The organism is Mesorhizobium sp. M7D.F.Ca.US.004.03.1.1 (assembly GCF_003998635.1).
In the GTDB taxonomy this organism is placed as follows: domain Bacteria; phylum Pseudomonadota; class Alphaproteobacteria; order Rhizobiales; family Rhizobiaceae; genus Mesorhizobium; species Mesorhizobium loti.
The window spans coordinates 1-885 of sequence record NZ_RZQG01001479.1 but is presented as its reverse complement, the minus strand read 5'-3'; the positions used below and the strand labels follow the sequence as shown (position 1 = coordinate 885).

The following is an 885-nucleotide window of genomic DNA, read 5'->3' as shown; positions in this document are numbered from 1 at the left end:
GCCCCGACCATGGTCTGGGCGACGCGCGCGTTTCCCTTTTCCTCGGCCCGCTTGCGCAGAAGCTGCATCAGGCCTTCCATCATCAGCCGGTATTCGCGGCCAAACTTCTCCATTTCCGCAACGCTGTCGCGCCCGGGGAAATCGGCTTCCTCGACACCCATGCCGTGCAGGAATGCGGAGCGAAGCGCCATGTCCTCCAGTTGAGGCGCTGCCGGCAGGCGGGCAGGTTTGGCAGCAGCACCTGTCCGCATTGGAGGCGGGACGTCAGCCGCTTGCGCGGGCAAATCCCAGGGATTGGCGGATTGTGGTCGTTGGGCGACGCGCTGTCCGGCCGAGCCGGTGCCGTTTGCCGAACCGGGCGCCGCGGCTGATCCGAAACCAAAATCATCATTGAAATCGGACGGTTTTCCATGAGCGGGTTCGGCTCCCCGGCTGGGAGACGGCACGGGGTCGAGGCCGAAGGGGTCCGCCTGGTTCGCCGCACCGCCCGGTTCGCGGTAAGGGGCGGCATTTTTCGACACAGGCGTTGAAACCGGATCGAGGCTGAACGGGTCATCGAAAGCAGGCGAGCTGCGCTGGCCGGAGCTGGCACGCTCGAACGCACCCGGAACCGGCTGTTCGAACGGGTTCGGCAGATCCGCCGGGCGTGGCCGTCGCGGCTCTTCTTCGACCGTAGCGGAAAAGAAGTCGTCGCGGCCGATGCTTACCGGCGCCCGGGATGCCGGCGGCAGGCGTTCCGGGGCCGGCTGGCCGGTTGCGGGTGCCTGGGCGGTTGGCGCCTGCAGATCGACATAGACGACGTAGTCGCCCAGTCTCAGCCGCATGCCGCTTTGAAGGCGCGTCGACTTGCCGGCGCCAAGCGGACTGTCGGAGTCGTTTATGAAC

General features: G+C 66.7%; 1 protein-coding gene. It reads right to left on the bottom strand.

Annotated elements, in window-relative coordinates; genetic code table 11:
- On the bottom strand, positions 1 to 885 hold an 885-nt coding region (locus EN935_RS38090), incomplete at both ends, for a type VI secretion system-associated FHA domain protein (protein ID WP_348629927.1).